Below are 19,832 nucleotides of genomic sequence, written 5' to 3' on the forward strand. Positions count from 1 at the left end.
GGTGGCGCCAGCTGTCGTGCCGCCACCGCGTCGACCCGCGGTCGTCGATCGCGAGGTCCTCGTGCGGATCCGCCCGGTCCGGGGAAGCGAGACCGGCCGATGCCGCGCTCAGAGCCTGCGCAGGACCGCTACCACCTTGCCCAGGATCGTCGCCTCGTCGCCGGGGATCGGTTCGTAGGCCTCGTTGTGCGGCAGCAGCCACACGTGCCCGTCGCGGCGTTTGAACGTCTTCACCGTGGCCTCGCCGTCGATCATCGCCGCGACGATGTCGCCGTTGTCGGCGGTGGGCTGTTGGCGGACCACGACCCAGTCGTCGTCGGCGATCGCGGCGTCGATCATCGAGTCGCCCGCGACCTTGAGCATGAACAGCGAGCCCTCGCCGACGATCTCCTTCGGCAGCGGGAACACGTCCTCCACCGCCTGCTCGGCCAGGATCGGCCCACCGGCGGCGATCCGGCCGAGGACCGGCACGTAGGTCGGCCGCGGGCCCTGGTCGGCCTGCTCGATGATCACCGGCGCGATCTGCTCGCCGCGCAGCTGCGCCTGGGTGGCGTCCGCGGGCAGCACGCCGATCGCCCGCGGCCGGTTCGGGTCCCGGCGCAGGTAGCCCTTCTCCTCCAGCGCGCGCAGCTGGTAGGCCACCGACGAGGTCGAGGTCAGCCCGACCGCCTCGCCGATCTCGCGGACGCTGGGCGGGTAGCCCAGCCGCTGCACCCAGGAGCGGATGACCTCCAGGACTTGGCGCTGGCGCAGCGGCAGCTCGGAACCGTCCGCGGTCTGCTCCAGCGCCGGGAAACTGCGCACGTTGCCGCCCACCGGGGGCTTCTTCTTCGGCGCCCCCGCGGGCTTCCGACCACTCGTGCCTGCCACTGCCCTGCCTCCCTGCGGTACCGGCGCGGGGGACCCGCGCCGGTAGGTGGATCGACTTCGATCTTCAGTCCTGGGGTCGACGTTAGCCCGCCGACCTGCGGAGATCAAACACCTGTTCGAGCGACACGCCGGGCGGCTATCGATTTTGTCGGTGCTTGGTGGTAGACACCTCTCGCACGGACGTTCGATCGAACGGCAGTTCGAGGAGGTTGCGATGGCGGCACTGCTGACACCGGGGTCGACGGAGCGGGTCGAGGGCAGGTCCTCGCACGTCGTGGCCCCGGTCCGGCCAGGGCTGCGACCTGGGCGGCGGGTGGGTCAGGGCAGGCTCCGGCCGCCCGGCCGCAGGCGCGTCGCGGGTGCCCCGCACGTCGTCGCGGCCCCCGCCTGCGCACCGCGCCGGGTCGCGCCGCCGCTCGCCGTGCTGGTCGGCCTGGCCGCCGCGGTGGCCATCGGGATCTACGGCCTCGGCGCGTTCGCCGGGTCGATGGCGGGCGGGGAGAACGTCCCGCAGACGACCACGGTGGTCCGCGTCGGCACCGGTGAGAGCCTGTCCGAGCTGGCCGAGCGGATGGCGCCGAACAGCGACAACGACGCCGTGGTCGCGCGGATCCGCCAGCTCAACGGCCTCAACGGCGTCGCGGTCCACGCCGGACAGCCGCTGACGGTGCCCTTCTCGCGCTGAGCTCGCCCGGCCACATGCGCCGGGAGCAGTGACCGCCGGTCCGGTGTGACCGGTCGAAGTGGAGCGGGTCTGTGTGGACACCGGACCCGACCACGGCGGACCCGAGACGACGGCGCCGCTCACCCCGCCGTGTCGATGATCACTCGTTCGTGTGGTGTTCCGGGCCGTCGAGGTCTGCCTCCGGCCGAGCCGGACCACCGCCGGATCGGCGCTCGCGGCCGCCGGTGTGGTTCGTCCGGACGAGTGACCAGGGCCATTCACCCGTCCGCCCGAACCGGTGGGTGCGGCGCCGACTGCGGAGAGTTTCCCCCGTGTCGTGCCGACGTGCCCGACTTGCATCCATGTAGGGTCGAGGCATAAGTTCCACCCCAACATCTAGTGGTTACACCGGTGTAGTTAGTCCACAGGTGGGGTTGAGTTATCCACCGAACCATCCACAGATTGATCACCATGCGTGGCTGGCTGGACTGCGCCGGACGGTACCGCCGGGTGTGCACAGCGGGTGCGAAGGACAGCGGAGAAGGGTCGGATCATGCGGTGTCCGTTCTGTCGCAACTCCGATTCGCGGGTCGTCGACTCGCGGGAGGTCGACGACGGCCAGGTGATCCGGCGCAGGCGCGCGTGCGCCCAGTGCAGCCGCCGCTTCACCACCGTGGAGGAGACCGTCCTCGCGGTGATCAAGCGCTCGGGTGTCACCGAGTCGTTCAGCCGGGACAAGGTCGTCCGCGGCGTGCGGCGGGCCTGCCAGGGCAGGCCGGTCGACGAGGCGCAGCTCCAGCAGCTCGCGCAGAAGGTCGAGGAGACCATCAGGTCCACCGGCAGCGCCGAAATCCCGAGCCACGAGGTGGGGCTGGCGATCCTGGGGCCGCTGCGCGAGCTCGACGGGGTCGCGTACCTGCGGTTCGCCAGCGTCTACCGGTCCTTTTCCTCGGTCGAGGACTTCGAGAAGGAGATCGCCGACCTGCGGGCGGCCATGGCCGGGCGACCGGCCGGGGACGACGCGGGCGGCACGACGGATGAGCAGTAGAAGGCAGACACGGCGCCGCCCCCGGGGTGGGGGCCGCCTGCACAGACTTCGGCCGCATCGCACGGGGAGCCCGGACGTGGCCAGGCCAGCACAAGACGAGGGAGAGGGACCGGTCATGACGGAGACCGTGGAGTCCAACGCGGACCTGCGCGAGGACGTGGCACCGCGCGGGCTGCGGATGCAGCGGGTCTACACCACCGAGGGGGTGCACCCCTACGACGAGGTCACCTGGGAGCACCGCGACGTGGTGATGACCAACTGGCGCGACGGCTCGGTGAACTTCGAGCAGCGCGCCGTGGAGTTCCCGGACTTCTGGTCGGTGAACGCGACCAACATCGTCACCAGCAAGTACTTCCGCGGCGCCGTGGGCACGCCGGTCCGCGAGCACTCCCTGCGCCAGCTGATCGACCGCGTGGTGAAGTCCTACACCGCCGCCGGGATCAAGCACGGCTACTTCGCCACCGAGGCCGACTCGGTGGTCTTCGACCACGAGCTCACCTGGATGCTGCTGCACCAGGTGTTCAGCTTCAACTCCCCGGTGTGGTTCAACGTCGGCACCAGCTCCCCGCAGCAGGTCAGCGCCTGCTTCATCCTGGCCGTCGACGACACGATGGACTCGATCCTCAACTGGTACAAGGAGGAGGGGCTGATCTTCAAGGGCGGCTCCGGCGCGGGGCTGAACCTGTCCCGGATCCGCTCGTCGAAGGAGCTGCTGTCCTCCGGCGGCACCGCCTCGGGCCCGGTCTCGTTCATGCGCGGCGCCGACGCGTCCGCGGGCACCATCAAGTCCGGCGGCGCCACCCGGCGCGCGGCGAAGATGGTCGTGCTCGACGTGGACCACCCCGACGTCGAGGAGTTCATCGAGACCAAGGCCCGCGAGGAGGAGAAGATCCGCGTCCTGCGCGACGCGGGCTTCGACATGGACCTCGGCGGCGCCGACATCGCCTCGGTGCAGTACCAGAACGCCAACAACTCGATCCGGGTGTCCGACCAGTTCATGCACGCGGTGGAGTCCGACGGCCAGTTCGGCCTGCGCTCGCGCACCACCGGCGAGGTCATCGAGGAGGTCGGTGCCAAGGACCTGTTCCGCAAGCTGGCCAAGGCCGCCTGGGAGTGCGCCGACCCGGGCATCCAGTACGACGACACGATCAACGCCTGGCACACCTGCCCGGAGTCGGGCCGGATCACCGCGTCCAACCCGTGCAGCGAGTACATGCACCTGGACAACTCCAGCTGCAACCTGGCCTCGCTCAACCTGATGAAGTTCCTCAACGGCGACGGCACCTTCGACGCGGAGACCTTCGCCAAGGCCGTCGAGATCGTCATCACCGCGATGGACATCTCGATCTGCTTCGCCGACTTCCCGACCGAGCCGATCGCCGAGACCACCCGCAAGTTCCGCCAGCTGGGCATCGGCTACGCCAACATCGGCGCGCTGCTGATGGCCACCGGCCACGCCTACGACTCCGAGGGCGGCCGCACGCTGGCCGCGTCCATCACCTCGCTGATGACCGCCACCGCCTACCGCCGCTCCGCCGAGCTGGCCGGGGTCGTCGGGCCGTTCGACGGCTACGCCCGCAACGCCGAGCCGCACAAGCGGGTCATGCGCAAGCACGCGGCGGCCAACGACCTGATCCGCACCTACCACGCCAACGACGCGTCGGTGCAGCAGGTGGCCACCCGCGAGTGGCAGGCCGCGCTGGAGATCGGCGCCCGCAACGGCTGGCGCAACGCCCAGGCCAGCGTGCTCGCCCCGACCGGCACCATCGGCCTGATGATGGACTGCGACACCACCGGCATCGAGCCCGACCTGGCCCTGGTCAAGTTCAAGAAGCTGGTCGGCGGCGGCTCCATGCAGATCGTCAACCAGACCGTGCCGCGCGCGCTGTCCTCGCTGGGCTACCAGCCCGAGCAGGTCGAGGCCATCGTCGAGTTCATCGCCGAGCACGGCCACGTCGTCGACGCCCCCGGGCTGCGCAAGGAGCACTACGAGGTCTTCGACTGCGCGATGGGCGAGCGCTCGATCGCGCCGATGGGCCACGTGCGGATGATGGCCGCGGTGCAGCCGTTCATCTCCGGGGCGATCTCCAAGACGGTGAACATGCCCGAGGCGGCCACCGTCGAGCACGTCGAGGAGATCTACTTCCAGGGCTGGAAGCTGGGCCTCAAGGCGCTGGCCATCTACCGCGACAACTGCAAGGTCGGCCAGCCGCTCTCGGCGGGCAAGAGCGGTTCGGCGTCCTCGGCGAAGTCGAAGGCGGAGCCGGAGAAGGTCATCGAGTACCGGCCGGTCCGCAAGCGCCTGCCCAAGAAGCGCCCCTCCCAGACGGTCTCGTTCACCGTGGGCGGCGCCGAGGGCTACCTGCACGCGGGCTCCTACCCCGACGACGGCCTCGGCGAGATCTTCGTCAAGCTGGGCAAGCAGGGCTCCACCCTGGCGGGCGTGATGGACGCGTTCTCCATGTCCATCTCGGTCGGCCTGCAGTACGGCATCCCGCTGGAGTTCTACGTCTCGAAGTTCCAGAACCTGCGCTTCGAACCCGCGGGCATGACCGACGACCCGGACGTGCGCATCGCCACCAGCGTCTTGGACTACCTGTTCCGCAGGCTCGCTTTGGACTACCTGCCGTACGAGAAGCGCTCCCAGCTCGGCGTGTTCACCGCGGACGAGCGCTCGGCACAGGTGGCGGCGGACTACAGCACCGTCCCGTCCGACGTGGACCTCGAAGGCCTGCGCACCTCGGTCGACGCCTCCCCGCGCGCGGCCATCGAGCCCGCGGTCACCGCTGAGGCGCACAGCTCCACGGAACTGCTGGAACTGCACCTCGGCAAGGCGGCCGACGCCCCGCTGTGCATGACCTGCGGCACCAAGATGCGCCCCGCGGGCTCCTGCTACGTGTGCGAGGGCTGCGGCTCCACCTCCGGCTGCAGCTAGCACCGAGTCGGAGCGCGTAGGCGCTATCCCGGCGTTCCGGGCCAGGAGTCGACGACATGTCGACTCCTGGCCCGTTCTCGTGTGGGTTTGGTGCGGGAACGGTGAATCTCCGGCCGGCCAGGGGAAAGCGGGGCACAGTCGAGGCATGACCTTCGACGAGTGGTTGCGCGAGTTCACCGAAGAGGCGGCCCGGCGGTCGACTCGGCCTGATCCTGAGTGGACATCGGGTACCGCGCTGCACCCCGAGCTCGTGCGCAGCGTCCAGCGTTTCCAGGTCGGCGAGAACGGCGACGGTGCGAACCTGATTGCGAAGGCCGGGGACGGGGCGTACGGCCAGGCCGCGCGGTTGTTCGTCGCCGAGGAGCAGAACCACGCCCGCCTGCTCGCAGGGGTCTTGGCGGCCAACGGGGCGTCTACGATCGCCTCGTGCTGGACGGACGTTGTGTTCGTGTGGTTGCGGCGCGCGCTCGGGCTTCGCTTGGAACTGATGGTGCTCACCGTTGCCGAGGCCGTGGCGTTGACCTACTACCGGGTCCTGCGTGACGGTGTCACCGATCGGCTCACCGCGGAGGTGGCTGGGCGATTGTTGGCGGACGAGCGGCGACACGTTCGGTTCCACCGGGACTCTCTTAGTGCGTACGGCCGTCTTCCGTTTCCGATCCTCTTACTGTGGCGCGTGCTCTTCCTCGGCGCGGTCGTCGTTGTCGCTCTCGACCACCGCCGGGCTCTGCGTGTCTTGGGTGTCTCGGGCCGGGCGTTCGTCCGCGAGTCCCTGACCCACTTCGCTGTTGTGTCAAACCCGACCCGGTCGGGCGACACTGTCCACAGTGTCGGTGCTCGGTGACACGATGGCCGCACGACACCGCAGCACGACGTGCGAGCACCACACCTGGAGGCGACCAGCGATGCCCACCACCGCGAGCCTGATGATGGTCAACATCGATACCGGCGACCCGCACGGCCTAGCCGCGTTCTACAGCGAGTTCCTCGGCTGGGAGATCACCTACGACGAGGGCGACTACGCCATGGTCACCGGCGACGGCACCTCGATCGGCTTCGGCCGGGTGGAGGGCTACCAGCCGCCGCGGTGGCCGGATGAGGGGGCGCCCAAGCGGTTCCACCTCGACCTCTACGTCGACGACTTCGACCAGGGCGAGGCCCGCGCGGTCGAGCTGGGCGCCACCAAGCCGGACTTCCAGCCGGGCGCGGGCAACTGGGTGGTGCTGCTCGACCCGACCGGGCAGCCCTTCTGCCTGGTGCGCAGGCCCAAGTGAGCACGACCACTCTTGACCTCGACGTTGCTGGAGGTTCCAAGCTGGTCCCATGAGCGATCTGATGACCGCGGTGACCATCACCCGATTCGGTGACGCAGCCGAGCTGCGCCCGACCACCGTGCCCCGCCCCGAGCCGGGGCCCGGCGAAGTCCGCGTCCAGGTGCGGGCGGCGGGCGTGCAGCCGGTGGATCTGGCCGTGCGCGCGGGGAAGGGGCCGCCGAACGCGCCGGTAGCGCTACCGCTGGTGCTCGGCAACGAGTTCGCTGGCACCGTTGACGCAGTGGGCGCCGGCGTGGCCGAGGTCGCGGTCGGCGACGAGGTCCTGGGGTTCGCGACCTTCGGTAGCTACGCCGAGTATCGGCTGATTTCATCCGATCAGGTGGTTCGCAAGCCCGTTGGTATGCCGTGGGAGGTTGCGGGCTCGTTCACCGCTGGCGCGCAGACCGCGACGATCGCTGTCGAGGCGCTCGCTGTCGCCGCAGGGGAGACCTTCTTGGTGCACGCGGGCGCGGGTGCTGTCGGCGCGATGGCCGTGCAGCTCGCACGGTTGCGGGGAGCGACGGTCATCGCCACCGCGCGGGAGGTCAACCACGACTACCTGCGGTCTCTTGGCGCGATCCCGGTGGAGTACGGCGACGGCCTGGTTGACCGAGTGCGCGCCGCGGCGCCGAACGGGGTGGACGTGGTGCTCGACGCCGCGGGTGTCGCGGCGATCCGGGCCTCGATCGATCTGGGGGTGGACCGAGACCGGATCGGCACGATCGTCGCCTGGCAGGAGGCGGCCGAGCTGGGCGTGCGCAGGCTCGTCGGGGTCCGCTCGGCGCGCAGGCTGGCGGCGTTGGTCGGGCTCTACGACACGGGCCTGCTGCGCACCCACGTGCGGTCGGTCTACCCGCTGGCCGACGCCGCCGCGGCGCACCGCGAGGTCGAGACCGGGCACGGGCGCGGCAGGGTGGTGCTCGTGACCGGGTGACCGCTCTATGATGGTCAGGCGCGGGTTCGGGGGGATCCGGTCGCCCTCGCGTGGCCGTCTGAGGTGGGGGAATGGGCGACTTCGGGAACCAGCCGTACTTCGCCGCGATGTCCGAGGTCCCGGTGACGCTCATCGGTCCGCCGCGGCCGCCGCGCGGCAACCGGCCGCTGGTCATCGTCGGTGTGGTCGGGATCGTGCTCGTCGGGCTGCTCTGGATCGGCCTGCTCGGCCGGATCACCAGCGGCGGGCGGGTCGTGCCGGGCGTCGCGGTGGCGGTCGGCGAGTCGGCGGCCGTGGGCGACCCGGAGTCGCTGGCCGAGATCGCCGCCAACAAGCTGCTGCGGCCGGGCGCGCCGTTGGCCGAGGTCGACTGCGCCCTGCCCAAGCTCACCACCGACCCCGCCGGGCTGCGGGCGTACTACGAGGCGGGCATCGGCTGCCTGGACCGCGCGTGGCAGCCGGTGGTGGTCGGCGCGGGCCTGCCGTTCAGCAGCCCCAAGCTCAACATCGACGTGAAACCGCGGGCCAAGTGCGGCTTCACCCCATCGGAGGACGAGGCCACCGCGTTCTACTGCGAGCGCGACCGCACGATCTACATGCCGCAGGACCGCCTCGAGCGCGACGCGGGGGAGGAGACGGCTTTCCACCTCGCCGTGCTCGCGCACGAGTACGGCCACCACGTGCAGGCGCTGTCCGGGATCTTGCAGGCGGCGGGCAACCGCGAGGTCCTCGCGGGCGACGAGGAGGCCCAGCAGCTGTCCCGCCGCACCGAACTGGAGGCCAACTGCTTCGCGGGGGCGTTCCTGGCCGCAGCGCGCGGTCGTGGCGCGGTGAGCGCCGCCGTCGCCGACGAGTCGGTGGTCAGCTTCGACGACACCCTCGACTCCGATTCGCACGGCTCGGCCGACAACCAAGGGATGTGGGCCGAGCGCGGCTACGAGGACAAGACCACCGCCGCGTGCGACACCTGGTCGGCACCCGCCGGCGAGGTCTCTTAGCGGCTGAACTCCATGACCCAGTTGGTCTCCCAGTCTTGCCCGGGCCGTGCGAATGCCTGTTCCCACCGCGCTGCGGTAGGCGTGATCCGCGACCAGAGGTAGCGAACATTGATCGGCTGCCCGTCGTGCAGGTCTTCGCCGTAGAACGTGCCTACGCCGCCGTTGAAGCTACCGATGACAGGTGGTTGTAAGAGGCCGTCGCGGCTGTTGACCCAGTGGATCGTCCACCGCGCCTGGGCGGGGTCGTAGGTGCGGAAACTGCAGCCGGACCAGCCTTTCGTCGGGAAGTGGATCTCGTCGAAGCTGCCCGCGCCGCCGAAGAAGGAGTGCGCGCTCATGGTCGCGGGGAACTCGTCCCAGTCGTCGGTTCCGGTCAACGGGGCGGTGTGCTTGCGGTTGGCCACGGTCCAGCCGCCAACCAGGAAGTCGAAGTCGCTCATGCGGCGCAGCGTGCCGATGATCGCTGACAAGTCCTGTCAGTCATCGGCGGTATGTTCCGCGCGTGCGAGCTAGTCGGTTGCTCTCGATCCTCCTGATGCTGCAGACCGGCGGCAGGCTCACCGCGCGTGAGCTGGCCGAGCGGCTGGAGGTGTCGATCCGCACTGTCTACCGGGACATGGACGCGCTCACCGCGGCCGGTGTGCCCGTCTACGCGGAGACCGGCCCGGCAGGCGGCTACCAGATCCTCGACGGCTACCGGACGAAGCTGACCGGGCTGACCGCGGGGGAGGCCGAGTCGCTGTTCCTCACCGGCATGCCCGGCCCGGCGGCCGAGCTGGGCCTGGGCGCCGCGCTGGCCGCCACCGAGCTCAAGCTGATGGCGGCCCTGCCCGCCGAGCTGCGCGACCGGGCCACCCGCATCCGGGCGCGCTTCCACCTCGACGTCCCCGACTGGTTCCGCGACGCGGACCCCGTGCCGCACCTCGGGGCCACCGCCCAGGCCGTGTGGGAGCAGCGGGTGGTCGAGGTCCGCTACCGGCGCTGGGCCCCGACCCCGGCCGTCGTGCACCGCGTGCTGCAGCCGCTCGGTCTGGTGCTCAAGGCGGGGACCTGGTACCTGGCCGCCCAGACCCCCGGTGGCTCGCCGCGCACCTACCGGGTGGCGAGCATCCAGGCCATCTCCCTCGGCGACCCGTTCACCCGCCCGGAGTTCGACCTGGCCGGGTTCTGGCGCGAGTCCGCCGCCCGCTACGAGTCCGAGGTGTACCGGGACAGCGCCGTCGTCCGCCTCTCGCCCGCCGCCTTCCAGCTCTTGCCCGACTACGCAGACCCCGCCGTCAACCGCGCCGTCGCCGAGACCGCCGGTCCGCCCGGCCCCGACGGCTGGCGCCAGGCCGTCCTGCCGATCGAGTCGGTGGACCGCGCCGTCAGCGTGTTCCTGCGGCTACGAGCCGAGATCGAGGTCTTGGAGCCGGTGGAACTCCGGCAGGCGCTGGCCGACACGGCTGCGGCCATCGCGGCGCTGCACCGCTGAACGTCCGCTCAGCTGGGTAAGCGCCACTGGGTCAGGACGCGGTCGATGTCGTCGCGGATGCGTTCGCGCGCGGTGGCCCGGGGGACGCCCGCCATCAACATGGCGTCGTAGTCGGTCTCCTCGTGCCGGATCGCGGCGACCACGGCGAGCGTCACGGCGTGCTCGTCGAAGGCGCGCCCCGCCGCGGAGCGGCCCACCCGGCCGCTGCTGCGGGTGCCCGCGTGCTCGGCGATCGCCTGGGCGCGATCGGCGGCCAGACCGGGGAACAGCTCGCCGATGCGCACCGCGAACGCGGCCTGGAACTCGACGTCTTGGGCGGCGCGGCGGTCGCGGTCGCGGGCCTTGCGGCGCTCGCGGACCTCCTCGTCGGCGAGGCACTGCTCCTCGGCCGCCTCCCGCGCGGCGTGCTCGACCAGGAGCCCGCGCCGGTCGAAGCGCTTGCGGGACTTGCTCCAGCGCACCACGACCGCGGCCAGGCCGCTCGCCTTGCGGGCCCGCCGGGTCAGCGCGGCGTCACCGGCGGGCAGGTAGACGAGGTGGCCCATGTCCGCGCAGTCCAGGCACAGCGGGAGGTCGTCCTCCAGGAAGTGGAACTCGCCGGTCTCCCGGCACTGCGCGCAGTGCCAGTGCTTCTCCGGCTGGACGACCACCAGGTCCGGCGCCTTCGCCTGCCGCTGCGCGACCCGGGCCAGCCGGGCCGCCGAGAGCCCCGGGTCCGTCCACTGTGTCCGGAAGGCCAGCTCGACCTCGGCCGTCCCGCCGAACCGCAGCGCGCGCCGGTCCCTGGTGGCGGCCACGTAGTCCACTTCGGACCTGTTCAGACCCGCCCCGGCCGCCCACGAGTGCAGGCACACCAGCGCCTCGGCCAGCCGCTCGGCGGGTACGGCGGCGAGGGTGTCCAGCCGCGCCTTGCGGCCCAGCTCCCACGCCTGCACCGACCGCCCGCTCAGCCAGCCCAGTCCGGCGAGCACGTCCAGCGGCACCACGACCTTCTTGCGCCGCAACAGCTCCTCGGCCACGGCCGCCACCCGGCGGTCCAGCCGTGCGCTCACTGCTCCTCCTCGTCGGCCATCGCCCGGTACGCGGGCCGCAGCCACTCGGCCACCGGCCGCCCGCGCACGGTCAGCGGCAACGGGGCCAGCTGGTCGAGCAGCGCGTCCGGCGCCGCCCGCACCGGCGCCGATCCCGGGGCCGCGACGGTTGTCTCCCAGAATGTATCGAGGACCGCCGACAGCGGTTCGCCGTCATCCACAGGCTCGTCGGTGTGGTCCCGGAGCCCGCGCAGACTGTCGAGCAGCTCCTGCCTACTGCGCCCCCTCCAAGCCAAGATCTTGAACGGGTCGGTGTCGAACGATTCAGCCAAGAGGTAGCAGGTAGCCGCTAGATGCTTGCACGGCACCTCCCAGTCCGGGCAGGAGCAATCCATTGACAGCTCACGGAAGTTGTCCGGGAACAGCTGTAGCCCTACCTCGGCGAAGACTGTTTCGATGTCGCGCGGCATGTCCCCCGCGAGCAGCTTGGCCAGGAACAACGCCTGACCCGCCAGCGCCCGCTCGACCTCGGCCCACTGCGCGCCGCTGAACGCCTTGATGCTGATGCGCGCGCGATAGGGCTCCGGTCGCGACCCCTGTACCTGCGCCACCACGATGCTCGTCGACAGCGACAAGCTCAACACCTGCCCCGCGCGCGCGTAGCGTTTACCGCGCTCCAGCCTGCCGCCCATGCCCAACGACTCGAGCACCTCGATGAACCGGCGGGACCACCACGTCCGCGCGATGTCCCCGCGCTGGCTGCGCGCCCGCATGCCGCCCTCGACCCGGATGGTCTTGGTCGGCTCGTCGCGCCACCACTCGTCACTCACCGACGGCCTCCTCGGAGAGCGTGACCAGTTCGCGCAGCTCGTCGGTCGACAGCTCGGTGAGCCAGCTCTCGCCCGCCCCGACCACCAGGCGTGCCAACGCCTTCTTGTCCTCGATCATCGCGTCGACGCGTTCCTCCAGCGTCCCGATGCAGACGAACTTGCGCACCTGCACGTCCCGGCGCTGCCCGATGCGGAACGCCCGGTCGGTCGCCTGGTCTTCCACGGCTGGGTTCCACCAACGGTCAAGGTGGATCACGTGATTGGCCGCGGTAAGAGTCAGTCCGGTGCCACCTGCCTTAAGAGACAACAGGAAGATGGAGGGGCCCTTACCGGACTGGAACCGCTCTACCATCGCGTCTCGCTGCTTCTTAGGCGTACCGCCGTGCAGGAACAAGACCTCGGTGTCGAACCGGGCAGCCAGGTAGGGAACCAGCATTCCGCCGAACTGCGCGAACTGCGTGAAGCACAGCGCCCGGTCACCCTCGGCCAGCACCTCTTCGAGGATCTCCTCCAGCCGCGCGAGCTTGCCGGAGCGACCGCTGATCCGCGACCCGTCGCCGAGGAACTGCGCCGGGTGGTTGCACACCTGCTTGAGCTTGGTCATCGTGGCCAGGACCAGCCCCTTGCGCTGCACGCCCTCGCTCTCGTCGATCTTGGCGAGCATGTCGTCGACCACCGCGCGGTAGAGCGAGGCCTGCTCGGCGGTGAGGTTGCAGAGCTGCTTCATCTCCAGCTTGTCCGGCAGGTCGTCGATGATCGCCGGGTCGGTCTTGAGCCTGCGCAGCACGAACGGGCTGGTGATCCGGCGCAGCCGCGCGGCCGCGTCGTGGTCGCCGTGGCGCTCCACCGGCACCGCGAAGCGCGCGCGGAACGTGGTCAGCGGGCCGAGCAGCCCGGGGTTGGCGAAGTCCATGATCGACCACAGCTCGGCCAGCCGGTTCTCGACCGGGGTGCCGGTGAGCGCGATCCGGTGCCGCGCGGGCAGCGACCGCAGCACCTGCGACTGGCGGGACGCGCTGTTCTTGATGTTCTGCGCCTCGTCGAGCACCAACCGGTCCCAGGTCAGCTCACCCAGCGCGGTCACGTCGCGGGCGGCCAGGGCGTAGGTCGTGACCACCAGGTCGACGTCGGCGACCGCGTCCGCCAGCCGCTGGCCGGTCAACCTGTCCGCGCCGTGGTGGACGTGCACGCGCAAGCTCGGCGCGAACTTCTCCGCCTCGCGCTGCCAGTTGCCCACTACCGACATCGGGCAGATCAAGAGGGTCGGCGGCCGCTTGGACTCCGCGCGTGCGGAAACCTCAAGAGCCAGCAGTTGGACCGTCTTACCCAAACCCATGTCGTCTGCCAGACAGGCACCCAGGCCAAGACGGTCCAGGAAGACCAACCACGCCAGACCACGCCGTTGGTAGGGGCGTAGTTCCGTGCCGAATCCCTCGGGCGTGGCGGCTGGTTCCAGGGTCGCCTCCACCGTGCCGCTGAGCAGGTCCGAGACCCAGCCGGTACCCCCGATGCCGACGACCGGAACCGGGAAGCCGTCATCGTCCGCGGGCATCCCCGCCAGCTCGAGCACCTCGCCGACGGACATCTGCCCGCTACCCGAGTTCTCCAGGAAGGCCAGACCCGCCGCGAGCCTGCGCTGGTCGACCTGCACCCATTGACCGCGCACGCGCACCAAGGGCACTTTCGCCGCCGCGAGCTGCTGTAGTTCGTGCTCGGTAAGGGTTGTCTCGCCCAGCGCAAGATCCCAGCGGTAGTCGACCAGCTCCCTCTTACCCAGAGCGCTTGTCTTGCTCACAGTGCCCGCGGTGCCGCGGCTTGTCGTCGTGAGGCGCAGCCCGATACCCGACGACGCTCGCCACCAAGACGGCACCAGCACGCCGAACCCGGCCTGGTCCAGCGCGGCCGCCTTGGTCAGGAACCGGTGCGCCCCGTCGACATCGAGCTGCAGGCCCTCCGGGTGCGCCTCGCGCAGGGACTCGTCGAGATCGGGCAAGACCCGGGCTGCTCGACCCAGCTCGGACAGCAACAGCTCGCGCGGCCGAGTGACCCACCGCCGCAAGACGTTGTCCCGGTCGCCGTGCCACACCTGGCCGGCGTCGACCAGGACGCTCGGATCGTCGGCGGCCTGCAGCAGGAACTCCAGGTGCCACTCCGTGCCGTCGCCGTCGGGCGCGCGCAGCCGGAAACAGGCTCTCACCGGCCCGTCGTGCCCCGCGCCTGCCCGCCAGGACTCCAGCTCGGCCGCCAGTCGCGCGGCTTTCTCGGGAGCCACGTCGAGCAGCGGGTCACCGGTGAGCCCGGCCAGCAGCGCGGCCGCGGCCGCCTCACCGGGGGACAGGGGGCCGCGCGGGCCCAGCCGCGTCCCCGCCAGCCGCGACCTGGCCGCGGAGTCCACGAACGCGTCCAGCACCGGGCGCAGCACGTCGTCGGACCGGCTGCCTTCCACACCACGCACGCGCAGAGCGCGCAACACGGGTGGCACGGCCTCTCGCAGTCGGGCATAGCGCGCTGAATCCGCTCCGACCAGCGCGGGGCGCCACCGCGCCGCTGGGCCGTCCTCCTCGACGGAGACCGAGGGCAGCACACGGCCACGCCCCACCAAGTCTTCGGCGAACGCGGCGACCGTCCCCAGGAACCGCACACTCGCGCCCGCGCGTACGTCACCCCGCTCCGGAACCGCCCCACGCGCGAAGGCGGCGGGCGACATCCGCACGGTCGGCACCCGCCACGGGTGCAACCGGACCGCCCCGCGCGGGACCGGCGACTCGGTCAACGGGTCCCGGACGAGCTCAGGGGAGGCGACCGGTGCCGACGGGTAAGAGGGGAGCAGGACCGGAACCTCGTCCGCGGTCCCCGCGACGAGCTGAGCCAGTGCTCGCGCGGGGACAGCGAACGGGTGGTCCGCGAGTGCCTTGGAGGCGCGACCGAGTCGACGGGAGGGAAGCTCGGAGTCTTCCGCCCAGAGCGCTACCTCGCCGTCGACCGTGACCAGACAGTGCAGCGCCAACACCGCACAGACACTACCTAACGCCGCGCGGTCAGCTCAGGGTGCGCAGGAGGAACTCGTAGACGATCGTCGACATGAACGCGCGCTGCGCGTTGTCGGCAGCCGCCCCGTGACCGCCCTCGATGTTCTCGTAGTAGTAGGGGGAGTGCCCGAGCTCCAGCATCCGCGCGGCCATCTTGCGCGCGTGCCCGGGGTGCACGCGGTCGTCCCTGGTGGAGGTGATGAAGAAGACCGGCGGGTACTTCGTTCCACTGTGGACGTTGTGGTACGGCGAGAACTCCTTGAGGTAGGCCCAGTCCGCGGGCTCGTCCGGGTCGCCCCACTCGGCCATCCAGGATGCCCCCGCGAGCAGCAGGTGGTAGCGGCGCAGGTCCAGCAACGGCACCTGGCTGACCACGGCGCCGAAGAGCTCGGGGTAGCGGGTCAGCATCACCCCCGCGAGGAGACCGCCGTTACTACCGCCCTGCATGCCCAGGCGGGCAGGCGTGGTGATCCCCCTTGTGACGAGGTCGCGCGCGACCGCGGCGAAGTCCTCGTACGCCCGCGGCCGGTTCTCCCGCAGCGCCGCACGGTGCCAACGGGGGCCGTACTCGCCACCGCCGCGGATGTTCGCGACGACGTAGGTGCCGCCCTGCTCCAACCACGCCCTACCGAGCCCGCCGCTGTAGCTCGGCGTAAGGGAGATCTCGAAGCCGCCGTAGCCGTACAGCAGGGTCGGGCCGCTTGTGTCCGGACCCGCGACGACGAAGTACGGCACGCGCGTGCCGTCGTCGGAGGTCGCGAAATGCTGCTCGACAGTCAGCCCCGTCGTGTCGAAGAACGCGGGAGCCTGCTTGAGCGTCTCCAACTCACCACCGACCTCCCCGCGCAGGAGGGTGGCGGGCTGGAGGTAGCCGCTGACGTTGAGCAGGTACTCGTCGCTGTGGTCCGGGTCGGTGTCGATCACGTCGGCGGACCCGAGGTCGGGTGAGCCCGGCAGATCCGCCCTGGACCAGCCGTCCGGACCGAGCGTCAGCACCTCCATGCGGGTCTTGACGTCGGAGAGCTCCACGAGGATCAGGTGGTTCTTGGTCCACGAGAACCCGTTCAGCGAGGTGTGCTCGTCGGGCTCGAAGAGCGGCGTCAGCTCCCGTTCACCGGCGATGAAGGCGTCGAACCCGGTGGCCAGCAGCGAGCCGGACCGATAGGTGGTGCCTGCCACGGTCCAGTCCGAGCGCAGGGTGATCAGCAGCCACTCGCGGTGCACGTCGGTGGTGGCGTCGTCGGGCACGTCGATGCGCACCAGATCGCCCTCGGTCGTGCGCAGGAACTCCTCGGAGCTGAAGAAGTCCGGGTAACGGCCCACGATGTCGCGCTCGAAACCCGGCGTGCGGTCGTGGTAGGCGTAAACGGTGACGTCTTCGGGCTTCCCCTCGAAGACGGTCGCGGCCTCGGCCAACGGCGTCCCCCGTCGCCAGACCTTGACCACGCGCGCGTAACCGCTCGTGGTTAGCGAGCCCTCGCCGAAATCAGTGCCGACGTAGATCTGGTCCTCGTCGATCCAGCTCACCTGGGTCTTGGCCTCGGGCAGGGTGAACCCGTCGGCGACGAACTCCAGGGTGCGCAGGTCGAACTCGCGGACGACGGTCGCGTCCGCACCCCCGCGAGACAGTTCTACCAGCGCGAGGTGGTAGTCCGGCCGGAGCACGGCTGAGCCCTTCCAGACCCAGTTCTCACCCTCTTGCTCGGCGAGCGCGTCGACGTCAAGAAGAACCGACCAGTCCGGGTTGCCCGACCGGTACTGCTCGAGAGAGGTGCGCCGCCACAGGCCGCGGGGGTGCGCGGCGTCCTGCCAGAAGTTGTACAAGAACTCGCCGCGCCGCCGCGGGTACGGGATGCGGTCGTCGGCGTCGAGCACCTCCAGCACCCGCGCCTTGGTTGTCTCGAACCGCTCGCTCCCGGTCAGCTCGGCGACGGTCTCGGCGTTGCGCGCCTTCACCCAGTCGAGCGCCTGCTCGCCGGTGACCTCTTCGAGCCAGATGTGCGGATCGGGGGGAGCGGTGTCAGTCATGGGCGCCAGTCTGCCGGCGGGTGGGTTAGCGTGGACGGCGTGGAGATCGGTTTCGCCGCACCCGTGTCCGGCTCTTGGGCCACTGTCGACAACCTCGTCCGGGTAGCCACCCGCGCCGAGGAGTTGGGCTACCGCTCGTTGTGGACCATGCAGCGCCTCTTGTCCCCACCGGACGGTAGCTGGGGCGCGGCGTACCGCAGCGTGCTCGACCCGGTCGCCACGCTGGCGTTCCTCGCCGCCCACACCAGCCGCGTCCGGCTGGGCGTCGCGGTGATCAACATGCCGTTCTACGCCCCGGCCCTGCTGGCCAAGCAGCTCGCGACCGTGGACCTGCTCTGCGCCGGGCGGCTCGACGTGGGCCTGGGCATCGGCTGGGCCGACGAGGAGTACACCGCCGTCGGGGTCGACAAGGCCGCCCGGGGCAAGCGGGCCGAGGAGTACCTCCCACTGCTGCGCCGCTGCTGGACCGACGACGTCGTCGAGCACCACGGCGCCTTCTACGAGGTGCCCGCCTCGCGGATGGAGCCCAAGCCCGCGCAGCCCGGTGGGCCGCCGGTGCTGCTGGGTGCGGCCGCCGAGCCCGCGCTACGCCGGGCCGGGCGGCTGGCCGACGGCTGGGTGAGCAGCAGCCGGGCCGACCTGGCCACCATCGGGCAGTCCGTGCGGGTCGTCCGGGCCGCCGCCGAGGAGGCCGGGCGCGACCCGGACAGCCTGCGGATGGTGTGCCGCGGTGCCGTCCGGGTGCGCGACAACGCCGCCCGACGGCCGCTGACCGGGACGTTCGAGCAGGTCAGGGCCGATTTCGGCGCGTTGGCCGAGCAGGGGGTCACCGAGCTGTTCGTCGACCTCAACTTCGACCCGGAGATCGGCTCGCCGGATGCCGACCCGGTCGCCGCGATGGAGCGGGCCGAGGCCGCGTTGGAGGCGTTCGCCCCGGGCCGTCGCTGACGGTGACCGCGATGTCCCCCGAAAACGCCACCGGCCAGGGGAAACGGACACGGCCCCCGCGCCGATCCTCTGCATGGGCGTGTTCGGCGGGTGCCCCCGCCGAACCCGGGTCCGCTCGCGGCGCGGTCGAGCGGACCCGGCCCCGCGTCAGTCGCGCCAGCCGGTCAGCGTCTGGCCCTTGGCGATCTCGACCCGGAAGCCGATCCCGATCTCCACGGTCTGCCCGGCCGCGACGTCCAGCTTCCAGGTGACCTCGCCCAGGTCGGTGCGCTCGGCGGGTTCCGGGGTCAGGGTCAGCTCGCGCACCTCGACCGCCTCGCTGCGCGAGACCGGCACCTGGTCGACCACCGTGATCTTCGCCTGCCGAGGGCCGAAGTTGCCCACCTTGATCCGGTAGGCCGCCTCCTGCTTGCGCTTGCCGCCCAGCACGGCCTTGCTCGCCGAGCGCCGCACCAGCTCCCGCTCCACCCGCACCCGGTCGTCGATCCCGAGCGTCAGCTCGACCTCTTCGCCCGGTGCCCAGGACACCAGCTCGGTCACACCGACGAACTCGGCGTCGTGGAAGATCGACGCCCGCCCGGGCCGCAACGTGTGTTCAGAGGTGTTGGTGACGGTCGCGCGAAGGTACGCCTCGGGCCCACGAAGGGGCACCGTGACGTGGTCTACGTCCGCCGGTAGCTCTACCGAGGCCACGGTAGTGCGGTGCGACGTACCGTCCGAGGGCACAGCTACCGGGCGCGAGGGCTGGTAGGTCGTCGCGGACACCCCGTGCTCCGCCACCGCGAACGACTCCGCGATGGGCGCGGACTGGGGCGAGTAACCGGCGGGCGCGGCAGCCATCGGCATCGGCGGCGGCCCACCGCCGTAGGCGGAGTCCATCGCCCCCCGCGCGGCCATCTTCGGCGCGACGGGCCGCTGCACGTCCAGGTACCACGGGTCCAGCTCGGGCACCTCCACGCTGTTGGCAGGCCGCGCCGTGGACAGCCGCAGGTCGCACTCGGGCCAGTCTTCACCGCTGTGCTGCGCTACCAGGCCGTACCAGGTGAGCGTCAGCGCGGACCCGGCCAAGCGGATGTCGTAGCGCGACTCCCAGCTCGCGGCGTCGACCAGGTAGGAGACCTCCAGCTCGACCGCGCCCGCCTCGGACACCGCCAGGTCAACCGCGATCGCGGTGCTGTCGGGCGTGCCGTAGGCGTCCCGGTCGTTGATCCGCCGGTCCACCTCGTCGAGCTCCTGGGCGGTCGTGCGCTGGGCCTCGAGCAGCTCACGGCGCGCGGTCAGCACCTCGCCGAGCTGGCCCGCCAGCGCGTCGGCCACGGTCGCCACGCGCGCGGGGTCGGCCTCGTCCTTGGCCAGGGCCTGGGCGAAGGTGCCGCCGGAGCGCCGGGCCAGGGTGTTGATCAGCTCGATCCTGGCCTCCAGCACGCTGTGCCGGTCGGCCAACTCCTGGAGCACCGCGCGCAGCGCGTCCCGGCGCTCCTCCAGTCCGGCCAGCGCGGCGTCCGGGGTGCGCGGGTTGCGCTCGGGCACCACGTCGACCCCCAGCACGGTGGCGGGCCCGCGCCCGCTCACCCGCACCGAGTCCGCGTGCAGGTGCGGTGGCAGACCACCGACCAGGACCCGCTGCTCACCCGGTGCGGCGTCGAGGGCGCCGCGGCGGGTGACCCGGGCCTGTCCGGGGTAGACGGTCACGGCGACGATCGGGGCATCAACTCGACTGGTCACGCCGC

16 protein-coding genes are annotated in these 19,832 nt (G+C 71.1%); 9 read left to right on the top strand and 7 right to left on the bottom strand.

The window, feature by feature from the left end:
- Positions 1-108 precede the first annotated feature (108 nt).
- Entirely contained in the window at positions 109-816 is a 708-nt protein-coding gene (gene lexA / locus QSK30_RS11230) for a transcriptional repressor LexA (RefSeq protein ID WP_502871828.1), read from the bottom strand.
- A gap of 268 nt (positions 817-1,084) precedes the next feature.
- Here lexA and QSK30_RS11235 point away from each other — a divergent pair, with 268 nt between their 5' ends.
- The 7 genes from QSK30_RS11235 (at position 1,085) to QSK30_RS11265 (ending at position 8,762) form a co-directional block, all read left to right on the top strand.
- Positions 1,085-1,555 carry a LysM peptidoglycan-binding domain-containing protein gene (locus tag QSK30_RS11235; RefSeq protein WP_285502013.1) on the top strand — a complete coding sequence of 157 codons (471 nt, stop codon included), beginning with the start codon at positions 1,085-1,087 and terminating at the stop codon, positions 1,553-1,555.
- Between the two features lie 532 nt (positions 1,556-2,087).
- Positions 2,088-2,582 carry a transcriptional regulator NrdR gene (nrdR, locus tag QSK30_RS11240; protein ID WP_285502014.1) on the top strand — a complete coding sequence of 165 codons (495 nt, stop codon included), beginning with the start codon at positions 2,088-2,090 and terminating at the stop codon, positions 2,580-2,582.
- A 115-nt stretch (positions 2,583-2,697) separates the two neighbouring features.
- Positions 2,698-5,517: a vitamin B12-dependent ribonucleotide reductase gene (locus QSK30_RS11245; RefSeq protein WP_285502015.1), complete on the top strand. Its 2,820-nt coding sequence runs from the start codon at positions 2,698-2,700 to the stop codon at positions 5,515-5,517.
- 145 nt (positions 5,518-5,662) lie between these two features.
- On the top strand, positions 5,663-6,361 hold the full coding sequence (locus QSK30_RS11250) for a ferritin-like domain-containing protein (protein WP_285502016.1): 699 nt from the start codon (positions 5,663-5,665) through the stop codon (positions 6,359-6,361).
- A 61-nt stretch (positions 6,362-6,422) separates the two neighbouring features.
- The gene (locus QSK30_RS11255; RefSeq protein WP_285502017.1) at positions 6,423-6,791 is read left to right on the top strand and encodes a VOC family protein; all 369 of its coding nucleotides are present in this window, start codon (positions 6,423-6,425) and stop codon (positions 6,789-6,791) included.
- A gap of 49 nt (positions 6,792-6,840) precedes the next feature.
- Positions 6,841-7,764 (top strand): NADP-dependent oxidoreductase, encoded by a 924-nt coding sequence (locus tag QSK30_RS11260; RefSeq protein WP_285502018.1) that lies wholly within the window; start codon positions 6,841-6,843, stop codon positions 7,762-7,764.
- Between the two features lie 71 nt (positions 7,765-7,835).
- Entirely contained in the window at positions 7,836-8,762 is a 927-nt protein-coding gene (locus QSK30_RS11265; protein ID WP_285502019.1) for a neutral zinc metallopeptidase, read from the top strand.
- Here QSK30_RS11265 and QSK30_RS11270 read toward each other — a convergent pair.
- Positions 8,759-9,202: a hypothetical protein gene (locus QSK30_RS11270; RefSeq protein ID WP_285502021.1), complete on the bottom strand. Its 444-nt coding sequence runs from the start codon at positions 9,200-9,202 to the stop codon at positions 8,759-8,761. The genes QSK30_RS11265 and QSK30_RS11270 overlap by 4 nt on opposite strands.
- 62 nt (positions 9,203-9,264) lie before the next feature.
- Between QSK30_RS11270 and QSK30_RS11275 the strand changes: the two genes are divergently transcribed.
- Entirely contained in the window at positions 9,265-10,236 is a 972-nt protein-coding gene (locus tag QSK30_RS11275) for a helix-turn-helix transcriptional regulator (protein WP_285502023.1), read from the top strand.
- Between the two features lie 8 nt (positions 10,237-10,244).
- Here QSK30_RS11275 and QSK30_RS11280 read toward each other — a convergent pair whose 3' ends face one another.
- From QSK30_RS11280 to QSK30_RS11295, 4 genes are read right to left on the bottom strand one after another with little or no spacing between them, the layout of a single operon-like run.
- Positions 10,245-11,288, bottom strand: coding sequence for a DUF2293 domain-containing protein (locus QSK30_RS11280; RefSeq protein WP_285502025.1), 1,044 nt, complete (start codon positions 11,286-11,288; stop codon positions 10,245-10,247).
- Positions 11,285-12,097: an SWIM zinc finger family protein gene (locus QSK30_RS11285; RefSeq protein ID WP_285502028.1), complete on the bottom strand. Its 813-nt coding sequence runs from the start codon at positions 12,095-12,097 to the stop codon at positions 11,285-11,287. Before QSK30_RS11285 ends, QSK30_RS11280 begins: the two co-directional genes overlap by 4 nt.
- A complete protein-coding gene (locus tag QSK30_RS11290) occupies positions 12,090-15,107 on the bottom strand; it encodes a DEAD/DEAH box helicase (RefSeq protein ID WP_285502030.1) in 3,018 nt (1,005 codons plus the stop codon). Before QSK30_RS11290 ends, QSK30_RS11285 begins: the two co-directional genes overlap by 8 nt.
- A gap of 28 nt (positions 15,108-15,135) precedes the next feature.
- On the bottom strand, positions 15,136-17,154 hold the full coding sequence (locus QSK30_RS11295; protein WP_285502032.1) for a prolyl oligopeptidase family serine peptidase: 2,019 nt from the start codon (positions 17,152-17,154) through the stop codon (positions 15,136-15,138).
- A gap of 39 nt (positions 17,155-17,193) precedes the next feature.
- Here QSK30_RS11295 and QSK30_RS11300 point away from each other — a divergent pair, with 39 nt between their 5' ends.
- Positions 17,194-18,102, top strand: a complete 909-nt coding sequence (locus tag QSK30_RS11300) for a TIGR03619 family F420-dependent LLM class oxidoreductase (RefSeq protein ID WP_285502033.1) — start codon at positions 17,194-17,196, stop codon at positions 18,100-18,102.
- A 147-nt stretch (positions 18,103-18,249) separates the two neighbouring features.
- Here QSK30_RS11300 and QSK30_RS11305 read toward each other — a convergent pair whose 3' ends face one another.
- Positions 18,250-19,827 (bottom strand): mucoidy inhibitor MuiA family protein, encoded by a 1,578-nt coding sequence (locus tag QSK30_RS11305; protein WP_285502034.1) that lies wholly within the window; start codon positions 19,825-19,827, stop codon positions 18,250-18,252.
- Positions 19,828-19,832: the final 5 nt, after the last annotated feature.

Origin of the sequence: Actinokineospora sp. NBRC 105648, assembly GCF_030269645.1 — a bacterium.
Lineage (GTDB): Bacteria > Actinomycetota > Actinomycetes > Mycobacteriales > Pseudonocardiaceae > Actinokineospora.

Excerpts from the sequence above, each read along its gene's own strand:
- QSK30_RS11235 (WP_285502013.1), top strand. The coding sequence starts at position 1,085 with ATGGCGGCACTGCTGACACCGGGGTCGACGGAGCGGGTCGAGGGCAGG.
- nrdR (WP_285502014.1), top strand. The coding sequence starts at position 2,088 with ATGCGGTGTCCGTTCTGTCGCAACTCCGATTCGCGGGTCGTCGACTCG.
- QSK30_RS11245 (WP_285502015.1), top strand. The coding sequence starts at position 2,698 with ATGACGGAGACCGTGGAGTCCAACGCGGACCTGCGCGAGGACGTGGCA.
- QSK30_RS11250 (WP_285502016.1), top strand. The coding sequence starts at position 5,663 with ATGACCTTCGACGAGTGGTTGCGCGAGTTCACCGAAGAGGCGGCCCGG.
- QSK30_RS11255 (WP_285502017.1), top strand. The coding sequence starts at position 6,423 with ATGCCCACCACCGCGAGCCTGATGATGGTCAACATCGATACCGGCGAC.
- QSK30_RS11260 (WP_285502018.1), top strand. The coding sequence starts at position 6,841 with ATGAGCGATCTGATGACCGCGGTGACCATCACCCGATTCGGTGACGCA.
- QSK30_RS11265 (WP_285502019.1), top strand. The coding sequence starts at position 7,836 with ATGGGCGACTTCGGGAACCAGCCGTACTTCGCCGCGATGTCCGAGGTC.
- QSK30_RS11270 (WP_285502021.1), bottom strand. The coding sequence starts at position 9,202 with ATGAGCGACTTCGACTTCCTGGTTGGCGGCTGGACCGTGGCCAACCGC.
- QSK30_RS11295 (WP_285502032.1), bottom strand. The coding sequence starts at position 17,154 with ATGACTGACACCGCTCCCCCCGATCCGCACATCTGGCTCGAAGAGGTC.